The sequence below is a fragment of the Lactobacillus sp. ESL0230 genome (assembly GCF_003692805.1).
Classification (GTDB): domain Bacteria; phylum Bacillota; class Bacilli; order Lactobacillales; family Lactobacillaceae; genus Lactobacillus; species Lactobacillus bombicola.
The window spans coordinates 42,237-58,362 of the sequence record NZ_REHI01000008.1; the positions used below are offsets into that span (position 1 = coordinate 42,237).

A 16,126-nucleotide genomic window follows, 5' to 3' on the forward strand; every position below is an offset into this window, starting at 1 on the left:
TTCTTAATAGCTATTAAGTTTTGGTTACTCTCAAATTAAACTAATTCCAAAATAACCATTGGAGCACCATCACCCTTACGAGCAGTGGCTAACTTCATAATTCTGGTATAACCACCATTACGATCTTTGTAACGAGGTGCGATATCACTGAAAAGTTTTTGCAAAGCTGATTTAACAACAACTGCATCTTTTTCTTCATGGATGTCAGCAACTTCATTACGAACAAAGGCAGCAGCTTTTCTTCTAGCTGCTAAGTCACCACGTTTACCTAAAGTAATCATCTTTTCGGCAGTTCTGCGTACTTCTTTAGCACGAGTTTCAGTAGTAACAATGCGTTCATTCATAATTAATTGGGTAGTCATCTCTCTAAGCATTGCTTTTCTATGTGCACTATCCCAACCTAATTTACGGTATGCCATTCAGTTTACCTCCTTTTATTTTTCAGTTAATCTTCTTGACGAAGTGAAAGTCCTAGGTCAGCTAATTTATTTTTAACTTCTTCTAATGATTTTCGGCCTAAGTTACGTACACGCATCATGTCTGCTTCTGTTTTGTCGGTTAATTCTTGCAGAGTATTAATGCCTGCTCGCTTAAGACAGTTATAAGAACGAACAGAAAGGTCAAGCTCTTCAATCGTCATTTCAAGCTTTTTCTCTGCTGTATCGTCTTCTTTTTCAACCATTACATCGTTAAATTTTGTACTTGTATCAGCATTTTCAAACACTTTAAAGTGCTCTGCCAAAATTTTGGCAGCAAAACTTAGGGCGTCATTAGGCTTGATTGAACCATCAGTCCAAATCTCTAAAGTGAGCTTGTCAAAATCGTCTCTCTTACCAACACGAGTTGATTCAACTTGGTAATTAACTTTTTCGATTGGTGAAAAAAGAGAATCAACCGGAATAACACCAATTGGCATGTCTTCACTCTTATTGTCGCTTGCTGCAACATAACCACGACCATTCTTAACGGCAACTTGCATATGCAAATGTCCACCGTCTGCAATGGTACAAATATATTGGTCAGGATTTAATATTTGAATATCAGCGTCAACCTTAAAGTCATCAGCAGTTACAACTGCTGGACCTTCAACGTCAATTTCAATAATTTTTTGTTCATCTGAAAAAGACTTTAATTCAAGCTTCTTCAGGTTCAGAATTATTTTGGCAACGTCTTCTTTTACACCAGGAACGGTTGAAAATTCGTGCAAGACATCATCAATTTGAACATATACTAATCCTGTACCTGGAATAGATGTTAGTAAAACTCTACGTAATGAGTTACCTAAAGTAGTACCAAAGCCTCGTTCAAGTGGTTCAATAACAAATTTACCATAAGACTTCTCTTGGTCCACGACGGTAATATTTGGCTTTTCAAATTCAATCATTACTAGACCCCTTTCAAAACGCAACGTCTTTTATTAAGAAAAAAATTAGACACGACGACGTTTTGGTGGTCTAGAACCATTGTGAGGAACTGGGGTGACATCACGAATTGCAGTAATTTCCAACCCAGCAGCTTGCAGTGATCTAATAGCAGATTCACGACCAGCACCAGGACCCTTAACTGAAACTTCTACATGCTTCATACCTTGATCCATGGCACTCTTAGCAGCTGCCTCGCCAGCCATTTGTGCTGCAAATGGTGTAGACTTACGACTACCTTTAAAGCCCAAAGCTCCGGCTGATGACCAAGCAATTGCATTACCTTGAACGTCGGTAATCATGACTAAAGTATTATTAAACGTAGAATGAATGTGAGCAACGCCTTTTTCAACGTGCTTCTTCACACGACGCTTACGTGCTGTTTTAGGCATCAATAAACCTCCTTATTTTATTTATTCTTCTTACTACCCTTACGAGTACGTGCGTTATTCTTGGTATTTTGACCACGAACTGGGAGTCCACGGCGGTGACGCATACCACGGTAAGAACCAATATCAATTAACCGTTTGATATTCATGCTGACTTCTCTACGTAAGTCACCTTCAACACGGTATTTATCAACTTCTGCGCGAAGCTTTTCTTGATCATCTGGAGTCAAATCTTTTGAACGTATGTCTTCAGAAACACCAGCATCCGCACAAATTTTCTGAGCTGTTGGTTCACCAATACCATAAATATATGTTAATGCAACAACTATTCTTTTATCTCTTGGTAAGTCAACACCAGCAATACGTGCCATAAATTGCACCTCCTATTTTATTTTTAACCTTGACGCTGCTTGTGTTTTGGATTTGCAGGGCAAATAACCATTACACGACCATGTCTTTTAATAATCTTACAATGTTCACACATTGGTTTAACAGATGGTCTAACCTTCATGTTTCCCTCCGTTATTATTTTATAAACCGATAAGTAATTCTACCTTTTGTTAAATCGTAAGGAGAAAGTTCTACAGTCACGCGATCTCCTGGTAAGATACGAATATAATGCATTCTAATCTTACCGGAAACGTGTGCTAAAATTTCAGCCCCATTTTCCAATTCAACTTTAAACATAGCATTAGGTAAAGTATCAACTACTTTACCCTTTACTTCAATGACATCATCTTTTGCCAAAGCTGTTCCTCCGCATTTAAACAGTCATTCTTTGAAATTATAACACGGATAAATAAATATACAAATTATTCCTTTTTACTTAATACCGCATCAACTTGTTCAAAGACTTTTTCTGGAGTTTGTTCACCATTAACAATAGTCAGCAAACCATTCTTTTGATAATAGTCTTTCAAAGGTGTATTCATTTTTTCATTAACTTGTAAACGATTCTTTACTACTTCAGGCTTATCATCTTCACGTTGATAAAATTCATGGCTACCACAACGATCACAAATACCTTCAACTTTAGGCATCTTAGTAATCTTATTATAAGTTGCGCCACACTTTTTGCACATAAAGCGTGCTGATAGCCGACTAACCAAGGTTTCTTCTTTAACTTCTAATGAAATAACTTTAGTCAAAGGCTTGTTAAGTCGCTTAGTTATGCCTTCTAAAGCTTCTGTCTGAACAATTGTTCTTGGGAAACCATCTAAAATATACCCTTCTTTGATGTCAGGCTGATTTAAACGTTCCTCTACTAGCCTAGCAGTAACTTCATCGGGTACTAGATCACCTTTATCAATATAACTTTTAGCTTCAAGACCAACTTTGGTCTCATTAGCCATTGCTTCTCTAAACATATCCCCAGTTGAAATATGAGTTAGATGATATTTATCGACAATTTGTTCTGATACTGTACCCTTGCCAGCACCCGGTAATCCTAAAAGAAATAAGTTAATCATTTATTTGTTCCTATCTAATGAATCCAACGTACTCTCTCTTCATTAACAATCCGTTAATTTGGCGAGATAATTCCAAAACAACCCCAATTACAATTAAAAGACTAGTACCTCCTAGACCTATTGAACTTGGTAAGTCCCAAAAGTTAGTAGCAAGCTGTGGTAGTAAGGCAACTAAGCCTAAGAAAACAGAACCAACTGTTGACAACTTTATTAAAAGCTTAGAAACATAATCCTGTGTATCTTTACCTGGCCAAACGCTTGGAATATAAGCTCCTTGTTTTTGTAAATTCTTTGATAGCTTTTCAGGATTAACCTGAACAAAAGCATAAAAGAATGTAAACAATACTATTAAGAGTGTATAAATTATTACGCCAGTCGTAGTTTGCATACTAAAAATATTAGTCATTATTTTGTACCATTGCTGGTCACCTTGAGATCTTTGAAAGGCCATTAAAATTGTTGCTGGAGTGATGATGAATGAACTAGCAAAAATTACAGGGATAACACCTGAAACATTAACTTTTAATGGCAAGAAACTTTCAGAGCCACTTACAGTCGCACGTTTAGTGTATTGTATTGGAATACGACGATCTGCTTGTTCAACCCACGTAACTATTTGTGTTACGACAAGTACTGCAATGATAATCGCAATGAAGAACACAACACCTTGCCAACGATCAGTTGCACTATTATTGATAATTTCATCTTTATATAACTGCCAAAGACCACGTGGAAGTCGAGCTATAATACCAGCAAAAATTATAACTGAAACACCATTTCCCAGACCTTTATCAGTAATTTCATCACCAAGCCAAGTTAACAGCATTGTTCCTGCTGTCATGATTATTGCAATTTCAGCATAGGTTTGTGGCGTTTGTGACTTAACAAGCCCCATTTGTGTCAAAGCGTTAAAGCCAAGAGTAATTCCAACACTTTGAACGAATGCCACAAATAATGAAAGCCATCTAGTGACTTGATTAGTCTTACGCCGTCCAACTTCACCTTGCTTTCCCCATTCAACTAAAGTTGGAATAATATCCATTTGTAATAATTGAATAACAATTTGTGCTGTAATATACGGGGAAACTCCTAGAGAAAAAATAGAGTAAGTATCTAATCCACCACCAGAAACAGTATCTAGCATTGGAACTAGGCCAGTTTGTGCAACCTGAGTGATCGCTTTTGCATTAACACCTGGAACAGTAATGTTAGCTCCAATGCGATATAGCAAAAGAATAAAGAGTGTAAAATAAATTTTATTTCTTATTTCTTTATCCTTAAAGGCGTTCTTCAAAGTCGAAAACATTAGATCACCTCAACAGATCCGCCGGCAGCTTCAACTGCCTTTTTCGCAGCTGCGGAAACTTTATTAACCTTTACATTTAACTTGACTTTTAACTCACCTTTAGCAAGTAACTTGACACCTGATAATTCTTTCTTTACCAAGCCAACTTCTTTAAGACTAGCAACAGTTACTTCACTATCATCTTTAAATTTGTTTAAGTCGTCTAAATTAATAATTGCGTATTCTTTACGGTTAACATTCTTAAAACCACGTTTAGGCATGGTTCTGAATAGTGGCATTTGCCCACCTTCAAAACCTAAACGTGTATGACCACCTTGACGGGATAATTGTCCCTTTTGTCCACGGCCAGAAGTTTTTCCGTAACCACTTGAAGTACCACGTCCAACACGTTTTCTAGTATTGCGTGAACCTTCAGCAGCATGTAATTCATGAAGCTTCATTAATTCGGCACCTCCTTATTTAATTATTTAGTTGTCTCTTCAACAGAGATCAAATGAGCAATTTTCATTAACGCACCACGTGTAGTAGCGTTATCTGGTAAAGTTACTGTACTATTGATTCTACCCAAGCCAAGAGCTTTAACGATTTTTCTTTGGTCAGGTAGACGGTGCGCAGCACTTCTAATTAAAGTAACTTTTAATTCAGTCATTTATAAGTCTCCCTAATCTAAATCTGCGTGACGAAGCTTTTCAACATCTTCACTAGTTCTAAGTTTCTTTAATCCATCAATTGCTGCACGCACAACATTAATTGGAGTATTTGAACCTAATGACTTAGAAGTAACGTCTGCAATACCAGCCATATCCATAACGATACGAACAGCACCACCAGCAGCAACTCCAGATCCGGCTGGAGCAGGCTTAAATAAAATGCTTCCTGAGCCATAGTGACCAATTACTTCATGGGGAATAGTTGTTCCAACTGTTGGAACAGTAATCATATTCTTCTTACCAGCTTCAACGGCCTTACGGATTGCTTCTGGGACTTCTTGAGCCTTACCAGTACCAAAGCCGACACGACCTTTTTTGTCGCCAACGATTACCAAGGCGGCAAATCTCATTCGTTGTCCACCTTTGACAACCTTGGTAACACGATTAATTGCTACTAACTGATCTTCGATGTCGTCTTTATTTCTGCGATTATTACGAGAATCGTTGCGGTTTGCCATGTATTATTCTCCTTCCTTAGAAATCTAATCCATTTTCACGAGCGGCATCTGCCAAAGCAGAAATACGGCCGTGGTATAAGTAACCACTTCTATCAAATACAATATTTGAAATATTTTTACTTTTAGCTGCTTCAGCAATTGCTTTACCAACAGCTTGAGCCTGTTCTACTTTAGTTGAATCCTTAGCAATGGAAGCATCTAAAGTTGAGGCACTTGCTAGCGTGACACCCGCTACGTCATCAATTAATTGAGCGTAGATGTTTTTGTTTGAACGGAAAACACTTAAGCGTGGGCGCTCAGCAGTACCAGAAATCTTGCTACGAATACGTTTATGACGCTTTAAGCGCAATTTATTCTTATCTGGTTTAGAAATCACAATTTCACCTCAAAATTTATCTATTATTTACCTGTTTTACCTTCTTTGCGACGTACATATTCATCAACATAACGAATACCTTTACCCTTATAAGGCTCTGGTGGACGTACATCACGAATTTCAGCCGCAAATTGTCCAACATTTTGCTTTGAAATTCCTTCTACTTCAATTTCAGTTGCTGAAGTAGCTTTTACAGAAACACCTTCTGGCGCAGTCATTTCAACTGGGTGTGAATAACCAACGTTTAAAGTTAATTTATCACCTTGAGTAGTTGCTCGATAACCAACACCGATTAACTTCAAAGTCTTCTTGTAACCATTAACTACACCTTCAACCATTGAAGCTAAGTTAGCTCTTTCAGTACCATGAAGTGCCTTATCGCTTTCACTTGAACGTGAAAAAGTGATTTTGCCATCTTCTTGGTTAAAGGTAATTTTTGGATCAAAATATCTAGTTAATTCACCCTTAGGACCTTTGACAGTGATATTGTCACCTTCTTTGGTAACAGTGACACTATCTGGGACTTCAATTATTTTTAAACCTATCCGGCTCATTGATTGTTCTCCTTTCTGTCAGAATTACCAAACGTAAGCGATAACTTCGCCACCAACATCTTTTTGTCTTGCTTCTTTATCGGTAATTACACCAGCAGAAGTTGAAACGATGGCGATACCTAATCCGTTAAGAACCTTAGGTAAATTTTCAGCACTAACATAGTTTCTAAGACCTGGCTTAGAAATACGCTTTAAGCCTGAAATGACACGTTCTCCGTCTGGACCATATTTCAAGAAAATCTTGATAATACCTTGCTTATTGTCATCAGTAACTTCGTAATCACGGATGAAGCCTTCGCGTTTCAAAATTTCTGAAATAGATTTTTTTATGTTTGATGCAGGAATTTCAACAGAACTATGCTTTGCCATATTAGCATTCCTAATTCTTGTCAAGTAATCTGCGATCGGATCTGTCATGACCATTTATGCTATCCTCCTAACCGTATTACCAACTAGCCTTTTTAAGACCTGGGATCTGACCCTTGTGAGCTAAATCCTTCAAGCAAATACGGCATAAGCCAAATTTACGATACACAGAGTGTGGGCGACCACATCTCTCGCAACGAGTATATTCACGTGAAGAAAACTTAGCAGGACGATGATTTCTAATTTTTTGTGACGTTTTAGCCATTAGTGTCCTCCATTATTTTGCAAACGGCATACCAAATTGACTTAAAAGCTCACGCGCTTCTTCATCAGTGTTGGCAGTAGTTACGATAACAACATCCAAACCCCTAGTCCGATTAACCTTATCAAAGTCAATTTCTGGGAAAATCAATTGTTCCTTAATACCTAAAGTATAGTTGCCTCGACCATCAAATGAACGACTTGAAACACCACGGAAGTCACGAACACGAGGAAGTGAAACACTAATCAACTTGTATAAGAAGTCATACATTCTATCTCCTCTAAGTGTTACCTTAGCACCAATAGACATACCTTCACGCAAGCGGAAGTTCGCAATTGATTTCTTAGCTTTGGTAACTAATGGTTTTTGACCAGAAATCAAAGTTAACTCATCAACAGCCTCATCCAAAGTTTTAGCATTGGAAACAGCATCACCAACACCCATGTTTAAAACGATTTTTTCAATCTTAGGTACTTGCATAACTGAACTGTAATCAAACTTTTCTTGCAATGCAGGAACAATCTTTTCTTTATATTCTTTAGCTAAATAATTTGCCATTTGTGTCCTCCCTTCTACTTTTTAGTTTCTTTTTTGCTTTCAGATTTAGCAATAACCTTAACATTAGATGCATGAATTGAACCTTCTGATTCAACTACACCACCATTTGCATTGGTTTGCGAAGGTTTTTGGTGTTTTTTTATTGTATTAACGCCCTTAACAACCACACGGTTCTTTTTAACGTTAACTGAAAGAACAATACCTTCTTTACCCTTATCTTTTCCGGCAATAACTTTTACTTTGTCACCAGTTTTAACAAACATCAGTGCACCTCACTTAATTATAAGACTTCTGGAGCAAGAGAGACGATCTTCATAAAGTCGTGCTCACGTAACTCACGTGCAACAGGCCCAAAGATACGAGTACCACGTGGGCTCTTATCTGCATTAATTACAACGCCGGCATTTTCATCAAACTTGATGTATGAACCATCTTCACGACGTGCGCCTGATTTTGTTCTAACAATAACAGCTTTAACAACGTCGCCTTTTTTGACAACGCCACCTGGTGTTGCTTGTTTAACTGTTGCTACCACGATATCGCCAATGTTACCAGTCTTACGCTTTGAACCACCTAAGACTCTAATAACTAAAAGTTCTCTGGCACCTGAGTTATCAGCAACCTTCAAACGGGATTCATTTTGAATCACTATATAATCCTCCCCTCACTAAATCCGCAAGTTAAACAGATTTCTTAACAATTTCAACTAAACGAAAGCGTTTTGTACGAGATAATGGACGAGTTTCCATGATACGAACAGTATCGCCAACTTTAGCTTCATTATTTTCATCTTGTGCGTAATATTTCTTTGAATATCTTGTACGCTTTTTGTATACAGGGTGATTCTTGTAAGTATCAACTACTACAGTAATAGTTTTATCATTCTTATCAGAAATTACTCGACCTTGATATACGTGACGACGATTTCTTTCGATTGATTCGCTCAAGTTAATAACTCCCTTCCACTAATCGTTTTTTAATGCTTCTTCGCTAAGAATTGTTTTAATTCTAGCGATATTTTTGCGGACTTTACTTAGGCGAGCGGTATTTTCTAATTGACCCGTTGCTTGTTGAAAACGCAAATTAAAAAGTTCTTCTTTATATTGCTTTTCCTTATCTAACATCTGATCATTGGTTAGTGCTCTAATATCCTTAGCCTTCATTAGAATTGCCACCTACTTCCGAACTTTTAGTCACAAATTTACACTTAATTGGTAATTTAGTTGCTGCAAGTCTTAAAGCTTCACGAGCGGTTGCTTCACTAACACCACCAATTTCAAACATTATTTTTTCTCTCTTAACAACAGCTACCCAACCGGCTGGTGCACCTTTACCAGAACCCATACGTACACCAACACCTTTAGCAGTGTATGACTTTTGAGGGAAAATTCTAATCCAAACTTTACCACCACGCTTCATGTAACGAGTCATCGCAACACGAGCAGCTTCGATTTGTTGATTAGTAATCCAATGTGATTCAAGGGCTTCCAAACCATACTCACCAAAAGCAATGGTTTTTCCACCTTTAGCAGCACCGCGCATTTTTCCACGGAATTCACGACGGTGTTTTACTCGCTTTGGTACTAGAGGCATTATTTGTTTCCTCCTTTCACAGCTTTTCGAGGTGTCTTACTCTTTGAAGGTAAGATTTCACCACGGTTAATCCATACTTGAACACCAATTTCACCATAAGTGGTAAATGCGTTTACCCAAGCATAGTCAATGTCAGCTCTCAATGTCTGTAATGGAACACGACCTTCAGTATGCCACTCTCTTCTTGCCATGTCAGCACCATTTAAACGACCAGAAGTTTGAACTCTGATTCCTTTGGCTCCTGCACGCATAGATCTTTGAGTAGCTTGGCGCATTGCACGTCTAAATGCAATACGTGCTTCTAATTGACTAGCGATACTTTCAGCTACTAATTTAGCATCTAAATCTGGCTTCTTAATCTCAACAATATTTACTTGAACTTGCTTCTTAGTTAAAGCATTTAACTCTTTTCTTAAAGCTTCAACTTCAGAACCACCTTTACCGATTACCATTCCTGGCTTAGCAGTATTAATCGATACATTGATTCTATTTGCTGCACGTTCAATTTCAATAGTAGAAACAGAGGCATCTTTTAATTTCTTAGAAATGAATTGTCTGATGCGCAGGTCTTCATTTAAGGTTTCCTTGTATCCTCTGTCAGCATACCATTTAGATTCCCAATCACGAATTACGCCGAGACGAAAACCATTTGGGTTAATCTTTTGACCCATTAATATACCTCCCTTAATCGTTCTTTTCTGAAACTACTACAACTACATGACTAGTTCTCTTGTTAATAGGAGAAGCCATACCTTTGGCACGTGGTCTAAATCTCTTTAAAGTTGCTCCTTCATTGACGTATGCTTCTGATACATATAAATTTGCACTTTCGAGATCGTAATTGTGTTCTGCGTTTGCAATTGCTGAACGTAAAACTTTTTCAACGATTGGGGAAGCAGCTCTAGGCGTAAATTGCAAGATTGCCAATGCTTCAGCAACATCTTTACCGCGAATCAAATCAACGACTAAACGTGCTTTTCTTGCAGTAATCCGAACAGTTCTTGCTTCAGCCCTAGCTGAACTAATTTGTTCTGCCATTTAAGTGTTTCTCCTTTCTTTATCTTGTAGCCTTGTCGTCAGATGCTTTGTGTCCATGGAAAGTTCTCGTTGGAACAAATTCACCTAATTTGTGGCCAACCATGTCTTCAGTAATATAAACTGGAACATGTTTTCTACCATCGTAAACAGCTATAGTCAACCCAACAAAGGAAGGGAAAATAGTTGAACGACGTGACCAAGTCTTAATAACCTGTTTTTTTTCTGAATCAGCTTGTGCATCAACTTTCTTTAACAATGATGCATCTGCAAAAGGCCCTTTTTTAATACTACGGCTCATTAATTAACCCTCCTTCTATTACTTGCTACCTTTACGGTGACGAATAATTAACTTCTCGCTGGCTCTCTTACTATTTCTAGTCTTAATACCACGAGCTTTCTTACCCCAAGGAGTCATAGGTTGTGGACGTCCGACTGGAGCCTTACCTTCACCACCACCATGTGGGTGATCGTTAGGGTTCATTACAGAACCACGGGATTGTGGACGTCTGCCTAGCCAACGGCTACGACCAGCTTTACCTATTTGAATTAATGAATGTTGTTCATTGCCAACAACACCAATAGTTGCACGACAAGCTGACAAAATTTTACGAACTTCGCCACTTTGTAATCTAACTAACGTATACTTGCCGTCACTACCCAAAACTTGAGCACTAGTACCCGCACTTCTTACTAATTGACCACCTCTACCAGGTCTCAACTCAATGTTATGAATTGAAGTACCAGTAGGGATATCTTTTAATGGTAATGCGTTACCTGGCTTAATGTCTGCATTAGAACCTGATTCAACTATATCACCAACTTTTAATCCTTTAGGTGCTAAAATGTAAGTTTTAATACCATCAGTATAGTGAAGAAGTGCGATATTAGCAGTTCTATTTGGATCATATTCAATAGTTTTAACAACGGCTTTTGTGTTGTCCTTGTTACGTTTGAAATCAATGATACGATACTTTTGTTTATGTCCACCGCCACGGTGTCTACTAGTAATATGACCATATGAGTTACGACCCGCAGTATGTGATTGTGACTCAAGCAAAGTACGCTCTGGCTTGCTTGTAGTAATCTCAGCGAAGTCGGAAGAAGTCATATTACGGCGACCATTTGTGGTTGGCTTATAAATCTTAATAGCCAATTGACTGACCTCCTATTACTTATTCTCTTCTGTATTTTCGTCTTTAAAAATTTTGATGTCGTTTGAATCGTTAGTTAAAGTAACAATTGCTTTACGTGTGCGAGCAGTTTTACCAGTATAGCGCCCAACTCGCTTATCCTTACCACGAACATTCATAATGTTAACTTTTTTAACTTTAACATCAAAAATTTCTTCAACAGCGTTACGAACTTGAGTCTTGGTTGCAGTTAAAAGCACATTGAAAGTGTACTTCTTATCATCCATTAAATTCGTAGACTTTTCAGTAATGACAGGTCTTAAAATGATATCGTGTGCACTCATTCTTTTGCAGCCCCCTCAACATTCTTTTCAATCTTCTCAATAGCATCCTTAGTCAAGATTAATTTGTCATAATTGACAACATCTTCAACATTAACACCATTAATAGTGATTACCTTAACGTTTGGCAAATTCTTAGCTGAAAGTTGCACGTTTCTATCTTCTGAAACAACCAACACTTTGCCTGCAACATTTAAGCTGTCCAGTATTGCTTTGAATTCTTTTGTCTTAGGTGCTGACATAGTCAACTGATCTAAAACAATCAAATTATTATCAATTAATTTTTGAGAAAGAACTGACTTAATAGCCAAACGACGTTGCTTTCTTGGCATTGAATATGCATAAGAACGTGGAGTAGGTCCAAAGACTACACCACCACCACGCCATTGAGGTGATCTAATAGAACCTTGACGAGCACGCCCGGTACCCTTTTGCTTCCATGGCTTCTTACCACCACCACGAACAGCAGATCTATTCTTCACTTTTGAAGTGCCTTGACGCTTGCCAGCTCTTTGTCTGATGATTGCATCAAAAACTACGCTCTCATTTGGTTCAATACCAAAAACTTCATCTTTTAAAGAAACTTCACCAGCATCTTTACCTTTTTGATCGATAACTTTTAAATTAGCCATTCTAGTCCTCCTTCCTAATCGTTATTTTTAACAGCAGATTTGACAGTAATTAATGAATTTTTAGCACCAGGCACGTTGCCTTTAATTAATAAAACATTCTTATCTGCCACAACTTTTTCAATTACTAGGTTTTCAATGGTAACTTTTTTCACACCCATGTGACCTGGCAAGCGCTTGCCTTTAGGTACACGGTTAATGATGGAACCCATTGAACCAGGAATTCGATGGTATCTTGAACCATGAGTTTCAGGTCCACGTGATTGACCCCAACGTTTAATGTTACCTTGGTATCCATGACCTCTTGTAATTCCGGTAACGTCAACAACGTCGCCTTCCTTAAATGTGTCCACAGTAACTTCTGAGCCGACTTCGTAGTCCTTAAGCTCTACTCCGCGGATTTCACGAATGAAGCGCTTAGGCGACGTCTTTGCTTTTGCAGCATGACCTTTTTCTGGTTTGTTGCTCAAAACTTCACGTTTATCTTGATAGCCCAATTGAACTGCTTCGTAACCGTCTGATTCAACAGTCTTAACTTGCATAACAACATTAGGTGTTGCTTCAACAACAGTTACAGGAACAAGGATACCATCTTTAGTGAATATTTGAGTCATACCGACTTTTCTTCCTAAGATTCCTTTGGTCATGTTTACACCTCTTTCTTTTTAAAATTTATAGTTTGATTTCGATGTCAACACCGCTTGGTAAATCAAGCTTCATTAAAGAATCAACAGTTTTAGGTGTTGGATTTAAAATATCAATTAAACGTTTATGTGTCCGCATTTCAAACTGTTCACGAGAATCCTTGTTCTTATGTGGTGAACGTAAAACTGTGAATAAAACCCTTTCTGTTGGCAAAGGAACTGGACCTGAAATTTCAGCGCCAGTCCTCTTTGCAGTAGCTACGATTTTAGCAGCTGATTCATCGAGAATACCATGTTCGTATGACTTTAGTCGAATACGAATTGATTGACTTGCCATTAAATTACCTCCTTAACGTCCTCTTTAAAAGATGACTAGCTTCCGCAAAAATTCCCAGCACACTTCTGTGGCAATGCATCCTGGTGTGCCGCAACCTTTTGCATCAACGCTCTACAACAAAGATGTGCTTTAGAGCAGAATAAGCCCTAAATGCACAAAGACTATTGTACCTACTTTACGCTTAAATATCAAGGGTTAGGGTTATTTTTATTTAAATTAAAGCATTAATTTAGACGAAATTTGTTTGATAAAAAATAGCTATTATATATAAAAATCCATTAATAAAAGTAAAAATTAATTTTTAAACTGATTGAATTTTATTGGGCTCAAAGTAAAAGCATCAAACTACTCATGTAGTTTGATGCTTTTAAGCCTAATTAAAATAAAGAATTATTAAATTTATCAACAACTCGATCTTTACATTAGGACAAAATTACTATTCAGCGTTACCGCCACGATTTTTAATAATTTCTTCCTGGATTGACTTAGGAGTAGCTGCATAGTGATCAAAGACCATTGTGAAAGTACCACGACCTTGAGTTGATGACCGCAAAGTAGTTGCGTAGCCAAACATTTCAGCAAGTGGAACCATTGAATTCAATACTTTAGCACCCGAGCGGTCTACCATATTGTCCATTGTACCACGACGAGCAGTAATCGAACCCATTACATCTCCTAAGTATTCTTCGGGTGTAATCACTTGAACTTTCATAATTGGCTCAAGAATTACCGCACCAGCCTTAGGAGCTGCATTCTTCAAAGCAATTGAAGCGGCAACTTTGAAGGCTGCTTCTGAAGAGTCAACTTCATGGTAACTACCATCATAAAGTTTAGCCTTGACATCAATTAATGGATATCCTGCTAAAATACCATTCTTCATTGATTCTTGTAACCCGGCATCAACTGAAGGGATAAATTCACGAGGAACAACACCACCGACAATGGCATCTTCAAACTCATATCCTTTACCTCTTTCATTTGGTGTGAATTCAATCCAAACGTCACCATATTGACCTTTACCACCAGATTGACGAACAAATTTACCCTGTGCTTGTGCTTCCTTAGTAAAGGTTTCGCGATAAGCAACTTGTGGTTCACCAATTTTGGCTTCAACGTGAAATTCACGTTTCATTCGTTCTACCATAATTTGAAGGTGCAATTCACCCATCCCAGAAATTAAAGTTTGTCCAGTTTCTGCATTAGTTTCTGCTCTAAAGGTTGGATCCTCTTCAGTTAACTTCTGCAAAGCAACGTCAAGCTTATCACGGTCTGCTTTTGATTCTGGTTCGATTGAAACTTGAATAACTGGATCTGGAACTTCTAGGCTTTCCAAAATCAATGGGTGATCTGGATCAGTCAAAGAGTCACCAGTAGTGGTATTCTTTAAGCCAATTGCTCCCGCAATATCTCCAGAGAAGACTTCAGAAATTTCACTTCTTGAATTAGCATGCATTTGTAATAAACGACCAACACGCTCACGACCGTTCTTAGAAGCATTTAAAACATAAGATCCAGATTCAAGTGAACCAGTATAGACACGAATATAAGTTAAACGACCAACGAATGGATCAGTTGCAATCTTGAAAGCTAATGCTGAAAACGGCTTGTCGTCACCAGCAATTAATTCAACTTCTTCACCAGATTTAGGATCATGAGCAACATAAGGTTTTACATCTAGTGGTGATGGCAAGTAATCAACAACACCATCAAGCATCATTTGTACACCCTTGTTCTTAAATGCTGAACCGGCAAATACTGGGAAAGCTTTCAAATCTAGCGTTGCCTTACGAATAGCAGCTTTTAATTCTTCAATGGAAATTTCTTCACCATTAAGGTATTTATCCATGATGTCGTCATCAACATCAGCTACTTGTTCAATTAATTCAGCACGACGCTTTTCTGCTTCTTCTTTGTATTCATCTGGAACTGGAATTGTTTCCCATTTAGCCCCAAGCTTGTCTTCATCATAAACATCAGCTACCATGTCGATTAAATCAATGACGCCTTCAAATGTTTCAGCAGAACCAATCGGCATCTGCACAGCTAAAGCATTGGCGTTTAAACGTTCATGTAAAGATTTTACAGACTTATCAAAGTCCGCACCAATCTTGTCCATCTTGTTAATGAAAACAATTCGAGGAACACCGTAAGTTTCAGCTTGGCGCCAAACATTTTCAGTTTGTGGCTCAACACCAGCTTGAGCATCAAGAACAGTTACCGCACCATCAAGAACCCTAAGGGAACGCTCAACTTCAATTGTAAAGTCAACGTGTCCTGGGGTATCAATAATGTTAATTCTGTAGTCATTCCATTGAGCAGTTGTGGCCGCGGACGTAATGGTAATACCACGTTCTTTTTCTTCTTCCATCCAGTCCATTTGGGAATCACCTTCATGTGTTTCACCAATTTTATGGATTTTACCAGTGTAGTAAAGTATACGCTCGGTAGTGGTGGTTTTACCCGCATCAATGTGGGCCATAATACCAATATTACGTGTTTTTTCTAATGGAAATTCACGTTTATTAGCCATAAATTCTCTCTCCTT

30 protein-coding genes are annotated in these 16,126 nt (G+C 38.0%); all 30 read right to left on the minus strand.

The annotated features are described in order from the left end of the window. Positions 1-35 precede the first annotated feature (35 nt). A complete protein-coding gene (gene rplQ / locus F5ESL0230_RS06690) occupies positions 36-419 on the minus strand; it encodes a 50S ribosomal protein L17 (protein WP_090092283.1) in 384 nt (127 codons plus the stop codon). A gap of 26 nt (positions 420-445) precedes the next feature. Next, positions 446-1,384 (minus strand): DNA-directed RNA polymerase subunit alpha, encoded by a 939-nt coding sequence (locus F5ESL0230_RS06695; protein WP_122022133.1) that lies wholly within the window; start codon positions 1,382-1,384, stop codon positions 446-448. A 45-nt stretch (positions 1,385-1,429) separates the two neighbouring features. Beyond that, complete coding sequence (gene rpsK, locus F5ESL0230_RS06700; protein ID WP_090092287.1) at positions 1,430-1,813, minus strand: 30S ribosomal protein S11; 384 nt, start codon at positions 1,811-1,813, stop codon at positions 1,430-1,432. Positions 1,814-1,830: 17 nt separating this feature from the next. Further along, positions 1,831-2,181 carry a 30S ribosomal protein S13 gene (gene rpsM, locus F5ESL0230_RS06705; protein WP_090092288.1) on the minus strand — a complete coding sequence of 117 codons (351 nt, stop codon included), beginning with the start codon at positions 2,179-2,181 and terminating at the stop codon, positions 1,831-1,833. Between the two features lie 23 nt (positions 2,182-2,204). Beyond that, positions 2,205-2,321 carry a 50S ribosomal protein L36 gene (rpmJ, locus tag F5ESL0230_RS06710; RefSeq protein ID WP_046307548.1) on the minus strand — a complete coding sequence of 39 codons (117 nt, stop codon included), beginning with the start codon at positions 2,319-2,321 and terminating at the stop codon, positions 2,205-2,207. A gap of 14 nt (positions 2,322-2,335) precedes the next feature. After that, a complete protein-coding gene (infA, locus tag F5ESL0230_RS06715) occupies positions 2,336-2,557 on the minus strand; it encodes a translation initiation factor IF-1 (RefSeq protein WP_090092290.1) in 222 nt (73 codons plus the stop codon). A gap of 65 nt (positions 2,558-2,622) precedes the next feature. After that, entirely contained in the window at positions 2,623-3,279 is a 657-nt protein-coding gene (locus F5ESL0230_RS06720; RefSeq protein ID WP_122022134.1) for an adenylate kinase, read from the minus strand. Between the two features lie 10 nt (positions 3,280-3,289). Further along, positions 3,290-4,585 carry a preprotein translocase subunit SecY gene (gene secY / locus F5ESL0230_RS06725; RefSeq protein WP_122022135.1) on the minus strand — a complete coding sequence of 432 codons (1,296 nt, stop codon included), beginning with the start codon at positions 4,583-4,585 and terminating at the stop codon, positions 3,290-3,292. Continuing rightward, positions 4,585-5,025 (minus strand): 50S ribosomal protein L15, encoded by a 441-nt coding sequence (rplO, locus tag F5ESL0230_RS06730; RefSeq protein ID WP_122022136.1) that lies wholly within the window; start codon positions 5,023-5,025, stop codon positions 4,585-4,587. The genes secY and rplO overlap by 1 nt, the downstream gene beginning before the upstream one ends. Positions 5,026-5,048: 23 nt before the next feature. Then, a complete protein-coding gene (gene rpmD / locus F5ESL0230_RS06735) occupies positions 5,049-5,234 on the minus strand; it encodes a 50S ribosomal protein L30 (protein ID WP_090092296.1) in 186 nt (61 codons plus the stop codon). 12 nt (positions 5,235-5,246) lie between these two features. Beyond that, positions 5,247-5,753 (minus strand): 30S ribosomal protein S5, encoded by a 507-nt coding sequence (gene rpsE, locus F5ESL0230_RS06740; protein WP_090092297.1) that lies wholly within the window; start codon positions 5,751-5,753, stop codon positions 5,247-5,249. Positions 5,754-5,769: 16 nt separating this feature from the next. Further along, positions 5,770-6,129 (minus strand): 50S ribosomal protein L18, encoded by a 360-nt coding sequence (gene rplR / locus F5ESL0230_RS06745; protein ID WP_090092299.1) that lies wholly within the window; start codon positions 6,127-6,129, stop codon positions 5,770-5,772. 23 nt (positions 6,130-6,152) lie between these two features. Next, on the minus strand, positions 6,153-6,683 hold the full coding sequence (gene rplF, locus F5ESL0230_RS06750; protein ID WP_090092300.1) for a 50S ribosomal protein L6: 531 nt from the start codon (positions 6,681-6,683) through the stop codon (positions 6,153-6,155). Between the two features lie 24 nt (positions 6,684-6,707). Further along, entirely contained in the window at positions 6,708-7,106 is a 399-nt protein-coding gene (gene rpsH, locus F5ESL0230_RS06755; protein WP_090092302.1) for a 30S ribosomal protein S8, read from the minus strand. 22 nt (positions 7,107-7,128) lie between these two features. Next, positions 7,129-7,314, minus strand: coding sequence for a type Z 30S ribosomal protein S14 (locus F5ESL0230_RS06760; protein ID WP_046307561.1), 186 nt, complete (start codon positions 7,312-7,314; stop codon positions 7,129-7,131). 12 nt (positions 7,315-7,326) lie between these two features. Next, complete coding sequence (gene rplE / locus F5ESL0230_RS06765; RefSeq protein ID WP_090092303.1) at positions 7,327-7,869, minus strand: 50S ribosomal protein L5; 543 nt, start codon at positions 7,867-7,869, stop codon at positions 7,327-7,329. Positions 7,870-7,883: 14 nt separating this feature from the next. Continuing rightward, positions 7,884-8,132, minus strand: a complete 249-nt coding sequence (gene rplX / locus F5ESL0230_RS06770; protein ID WP_090092305.1) for a 50S ribosomal protein L24 — start codon at positions 8,130-8,132, stop codon at positions 7,884-7,886. 17 nt (positions 8,133-8,149) lie between these two features. Beyond that, positions 8,150-8,518 (minus strand): 50S ribosomal protein L14, encoded by a 369-nt coding sequence (gene rplN / locus F5ESL0230_RS06775; protein WP_090092306.1) that lies wholly within the window; start codon positions 8,516-8,518, stop codon positions 8,150-8,152. Positions 8,519-8,549: 31 nt separating this feature from the next. Further along, complete coding sequence (gene rpsQ, locus F5ESL0230_RS06780) at positions 8,550-8,816, minus strand: 30S ribosomal protein S17 (protein WP_090092308.1); 267 nt, start codon at positions 8,814-8,816, stop codon at positions 8,550-8,552. Between the two features lie 18 nt (positions 8,817-8,834). Next, positions 8,835-9,032, minus strand: coding sequence for a 50S ribosomal protein L29 (gene rpmC, locus F5ESL0230_RS06785; RefSeq protein WP_090092309.1), 198 nt, complete (start codon positions 9,030-9,032; stop codon positions 8,835-8,837). Next, positions 9,022-9,462 carry a 50S ribosomal protein L16 gene (gene rplP, locus F5ESL0230_RS06790; RefSeq protein ID WP_090092311.1) on the minus strand — a complete coding sequence of 147 codons (441 nt, stop codon included), beginning with the start codon at positions 9,460-9,462 and terminating at the stop codon, positions 9,022-9,024. Before rplP ends, rpmC begins: the two co-directional genes overlap by 11 nt. After that, entirely contained in the window at positions 9,462-10,133 is a 672-nt protein-coding gene (gene rpsC, locus F5ESL0230_RS06795) for a 30S ribosomal protein S3 (RefSeq protein ID WP_090092312.1), read from the minus strand. The genes rplP and rpsC overlap by 1 nt, the downstream gene beginning before the upstream one ends. A gap of 13 nt (positions 10,134-10,146) precedes the next feature. Next, positions 10,147-10,500 carry a 50S ribosomal protein L22 gene (rplV, locus tag F5ESL0230_RS06800; RefSeq protein WP_090092314.1) on the minus strand — a complete coding sequence of 118 codons (354 nt, stop codon included), beginning with the start codon at positions 10,498-10,500 and terminating at the stop codon, positions 10,147-10,149. A gap of 19 nt (positions 10,501-10,519) precedes the next feature. Beyond that, positions 10,520-10,798 (minus strand): 30S ribosomal protein S19, encoded by a 279-nt coding sequence (rpsS, locus tag F5ESL0230_RS06805; RefSeq protein WP_090092316.1) that lies wholly within the window; start codon positions 10,796-10,798, stop codon positions 10,520-10,522. An 18-nt stretch (positions 10,799-10,816) separates the two neighbouring features. Then, entirely contained in the window at positions 10,817-11,653 is an 837-nt protein-coding gene (rplB, locus tag F5ESL0230_RS06810) for a 50S ribosomal protein L2 (protein ID WP_090092317.1), read from the minus strand. Between the two features lie 15 nt (positions 11,654-11,668). Next, entirely contained in the window at positions 11,669-11,974 is a 306-nt protein-coding gene (rplW, locus tag F5ESL0230_RS06815; protein WP_090092319.1) for a 50S ribosomal protein L23, read from the minus strand. Next, positions 11,971-12,603 carry a 50S ribosomal protein L4 gene (gene rplD, locus F5ESL0230_RS06820; protein WP_122022137.1) on the minus strand — a complete coding sequence of 211 codons (633 nt, stop codon included), beginning with the start codon at positions 12,601-12,603 and terminating at the stop codon, positions 11,971-11,973. The genes rplW and rplD overlap by 4 nt, the downstream gene beginning before the upstream one ends. 14 nt (positions 12,604-12,617) lie before the next feature. Beyond that, positions 12,618-13,247: a 50S ribosomal protein L3 gene (rplC, locus tag F5ESL0230_RS06825; protein WP_122022138.1), complete on the minus strand. Its 630-nt coding sequence runs from the start codon at positions 13,245-13,247 to the stop codon at positions 12,618-12,620. Between the two features lie 25 nt (positions 13,248-13,272). Continuing rightward, positions 13,273-13,581: a 30S ribosomal protein S10 gene (rpsJ, locus tag F5ESL0230_RS06830; protein WP_046327486.1), complete on the minus strand. Its 309-nt coding sequence runs from the start codon at positions 13,579-13,581 to the stop codon at positions 13,273-13,275. 436 nt (positions 13,582-14,017) lie between these two features. Next, positions 14,018-16,111: an elongation factor G gene (gene fusA / locus F5ESL0230_RS06835; RefSeq protein WP_122022139.1), complete on the minus strand. Its 2,094-nt coding sequence runs from the start codon at positions 16,109-16,111 to the stop codon at positions 14,018-14,020. Positions 16,112-16,126 lie beyond the last annotated feature (15 nt).

Excerpts from the sequence above, each read along its gene's own strand:
- rplQ (WP_090092283.1), bottom strand. The coding sequence starts at position 419 with ATGGCATACCGTAAATTAGGTTGGGATAGTGCACATAGAAAAGCAATG.
- F5ESL0230_RS06695 (WP_122022133.1), bottom strand. The coding sequence starts at position 1,384 with ATGATTGAATTTGAAAAGCCAAATATTACCGTCGTGGACCAAGAGAAG.
- rpsK (WP_090092287.1), bottom strand. The coding sequence starts at position 1,813 with ATGCCTAAAACAGCACGTAAGCGTCGTGTGAAGAAGCACGTTGAAAAA.
- rpsM (WP_090092288.1), bottom strand. The coding sequence starts at position 2,181 with ATGGCACGTATTGCTGGTGTTGACTTACCAAGAGATAAAAGAATAGTT.
- rpmJ (WP_046307548.1), bottom strand. The coding sequence starts at position 2,321 with ATGAAGGTTAGACCATCTGTTAAACCAATGTGTGAACATTGTAAGATT.
- F5ESL0230_RS06720 (WP_122022134.1), bottom strand. The coding sequence starts at position 3,279 with ATGATTAACTTATTTCTTTTAGGATTACCGGGTGCTGGCAAGGGTACA.
- secY (WP_122022135.1), bottom strand. The coding sequence starts at position 4,585 with ATGTTTTCGACTTTGAAGAACGCCTTTAAGGATAAAGAAATAAGAAAT.
- rplO (WP_122022136.1), bottom strand. The coding sequence starts at position 5,025 with ATGAAGCTTCATGAATTACATGCTGCTGAAGGTTCACGCAATACTAGA.
- rpmD (WP_090092296.1), bottom strand. The coding sequence starts at position 5,234 with ATGACTGAATTAAAAGTTACTTTAATTAGAAGTGCTGCGCACCGTCTA.
- rpsE (WP_090092297.1), bottom strand. The coding sequence starts at position 5,753 with ATGGCAAACCGCAACGATTCTCGTAATAATCGCAGAAATAAAGACGAC.
- rplF (WP_090092300.1), bottom strand. The coding sequence starts at position 6,683 with ATGAGCCGGATAGGTTTAAAAATAATTGAAGTCCCAGATAGTGTCACT.
- rpsH (WP_090092302.1), bottom strand. The coding sequence starts at position 7,106 with ATGGTCATGACAGATCCGATCGCAGATTACTTGACAAGAATTAGGAAT.
- F5ESL0230_RS06760 (WP_046307561.1), bottom strand. The coding sequence starts at position 7,314 with ATGGCTAAAACGTCACAAAAAATTAGAAATCATCGTCCTGCTAAGTTT.
- rplE (WP_090092303.1), bottom strand. The coding sequence starts at position 7,869 with ATGGCAAATTATTTAGCTAAAGAATATAAAGAAAAGATTGTTCCTGCA.
- rplX (WP_090092305.1), bottom strand. The coding sequence starts at position 8,132 with ATGTTTGTTAAAACTGGTGACAAAGTAAAAGTTATTGCCGGAAAAGAT.
- rpmC (WP_090092309.1), bottom strand. The coding sequence starts at position 9,032 with ATGAAGGCTAAGGATATTAGAGCACTAACCAATGATCAGATGTTAGAT.
- rplP (WP_090092311.1), bottom strand. The coding sequence starts at position 9,462 with ATGCCTCTAGTACCAAAGCGAGTAAAACACCGTCGTGAATTCCGTGGA.
- rpsC (WP_090092312.1), bottom strand. The coding sequence starts at position 10,133 with ATGGGTCAAAAGATTAACCCAAATGGTTTTCGTCTCGGCGTAATTCGT.
- rplV (WP_090092314.1), bottom strand. The coding sequence starts at position 10,500 with ATGGCAGAACAAATTAGTTCAGCTAGGGCTGAAGCAAGAACTGTTCGG.
- rpsS (WP_090092316.1), bottom strand. The coding sequence starts at position 10,798 with ATGAGCCGTAGTATTAAAAAAGGGCCTTTTGCAGATGCATCATTGTTA.
- rplW (WP_090092319.1), bottom strand. The coding sequence starts at position 11,974 with ATGAGTGCACACGATATCATTTTAAGACCTGTCATTACTGAAAAGTCT.
- rplD (WP_122022137.1), bottom strand. The coding sequence starts at position 12,603 with ATGGCTAATTTAAAAGTTATCGATCAAAAAGGTAAAGATGCTGGTGAA.
- rplC (WP_122022138.1), bottom strand. The coding sequence starts at position 13,247 with ATGACCAAAGGAATCTTAGGAAGAAAAGTCGGTATGACTCAAATATTC.
- rpsJ (WP_046327486.1), bottom strand. The coding sequence starts at position 13,581 with ATGGCAAGTCAATCAATTCGTATTCGACTAAAGTCATACGAACATGGT.
- fusA (WP_122022139.1), bottom strand. The coding sequence starts at position 16,111 with ATGGCTAATAAACGTGAATTTCCATTAGAAAAAACACGTAATATTGGT.